This is a genomic window from Gryllotalpicola sp. CP2-P1 (assembly GCF_057512245.1).
In genome coordinates this window covers 1-1803 of sequence record NZ_JBLRDT010000338.1, presented here as the reverse complement: position 1 = coordinate 1803, position 1803 = coordinate 1, and the positions used below count along the sequence as shown (strand labels likewise).

Annotated in this window: 3 protein-coding genes; 2 read left to right on the top strand and 1 reads right to left on the bottom strand. The window is 69.2% G+C overall.

The annotated features are described in order from the left end of the window. On the top strand, positions 1-305 hold a 305-nt coding region (locus tag ACM2XV_RS14980; protein WP_487027515.1), incomplete at its 5' end, for an NAD(P)-dependent oxidoreductase. A 313-nt stretch (positions 306-618) separates the two neighbouring features. Beyond that, complete coding sequence (locus ACM2XV_RS14975; protein WP_344772723.1) at positions 619-1062, top strand: MarR family winged helix-turn-helix transcriptional regulator; 444 nt, start codon at positions 619-621, stop codon at positions 1060-1062. Between the two features lie 187 nt (positions 1063-1249). Here ACM2XV_RS14975 and ACM2XV_RS14970 read toward each other — a convergent pair. Next, positions 1250-1803, bottom strand: a 554-nt coding sequence (locus ACM2XV_RS14970) for a sensor histidine kinase (protein ID WP_487027514.1), incomplete at its 5' end; no start/stop codon positions are given.

The window sequence follows — 1803 nt, the reverse complement described above, 5'->3', positions numbered from 1 at the left end:
TCGTCGACACGCCCTCGTTCGTCGAGGCGTACAAGCCCGAGGCACTCGCAGGCGCCGGCGTGCTCGAGTGGCTGCGCAGCGACGCGACACCGGCCGGGCTGCAGTGGTTCTATGTGAGCCCCGCCGAGAGCTACGGCAGCTACAACCCCGGCACCGCGATCGGCGGCTACCGCACGAGCGCCGACACGGTGCTGCGGGACGCTGAGGGGAAGTCCGAGATCTCGGGGGCCGACTTCGCCCTCGCATTCGTCGACGAGATCGAGACGCCGACCCACGTCAACCAGCGCTTCGTCGTCGGCTACTGACCCTTCAGCGCTCCTTTCGTGCGAGTGAACGGCTACCGCAGCACAGGGCTTGATCGCGCTGCGAACCACCGCATAAACAACTCGCAGGAAAAATCACGAAACGATAACTAGACAGCGTTACCTGGCCGTTATATCTTCTAAGAGCGTTAGTTGTTTGCTGTGGCAGCCAGCGCGGAATGTGATTGCAGGACACTCTTGGTGCAAGGGAGGGGCCCGAAGCGAAAAGGCTTCGGGCCCCTACTTTTTTGCCTGCCCACGCCGACAGCCACGGCCCCGTCACCGCGGCCCCACCGCGCGCCTCTAGGCTGAAACGGTGAGTGATGAGGCACGCTCCGTCGCCGCGTGGGAAGCGCTGTTCCGCGCACAGGTCGCCATCATGCGCCGACTCGGCGCCGACTTCCCGAACGACGAGATCTCGTTCAACGAATACGACGTGCTCTACACCCTGAGCCGCGCACAGGGCCGCTCGCTGCGCCTGCGCGACCTCAACAAGCAGGTGCTGCTGACCCAGCCGAGCGTGAGCCGCATGATCGATCGGCTCGCCGCCCGCGAGCTCGTCGAGAAGCTGCCAGACCCGCGCGACGCGCGCGGCACCGTGATCCGGCTGACGGACGCCGGCTACGCGGCCTTCTACCGCGTGGCGCACGTGCACGGGGCATCCATCGACCGGGTCGTCGGCGACGCGCTCGACGCCGACGAGCTCGCGACCCTCACGGCGCTCTGCAACAAGCTGCGGGCCAACCTGCCCGCCTCCTGAGGCGCTGTGCCGTTTCTGTGACGGCGGTCGCGACTCTTGCTCCTTGGGAAGGAGTTCGAGATGTCCGTGCTGCTCATCGCCATGACGTGCGTCGCGGCGGTCGCGTGTGCCGCGACCATCGCCGTGTTCGCGGTGCTGATGGTCGTCGCACGCTCGTACGACGACGGCGACCGCTGAGGCTGCGACCCTATGCGGCCGGCACTTCGAGCACGAAGACCGTGCCCTCCGGACCGGTGCGCTCGACCCGCACGGTTCCCCCGTTGCGCGCCGCGACATCGCGCACGAGGGCGAGCCCGATCCCGAACCCGCGTCGCTGCGGCAGCCCGTCGGCCTCACCCGGGTCCGAGTGCGCGAAGCGCTCGAACACCCGATCAGGGGCGATTCCGCGGATGCCCGGGCCGTGGTCCGTCACCGTGAGTGCCACCGCTCCCGCGCGCTCAGGCAGCCGCGCGAGCGCCACCTCGACGCGACCGCCGCTCGGCGTGTGCGCCAGGGCGTTGTCGACGAGCGCGGTCACGCAGCGTCGGAAGCTCACCGTCGGCAGTCCCGCGCGCAGCGAGCCCGGCGCGCTCAGCGAGATCTCGATGCCGCGTTCGGCGGCGAGCAGGCGCAGCGAGTCGACGACGGAGGCCGCGTCGGACGAGGCATCCGTCACCCGCTCACCCTCGCCCGCCTCGTCGCCCGCCGCAGCCAGCAACTCGTTCACGATGCCGACGAGCGCCGCGGCGTCGCGACGCAGCT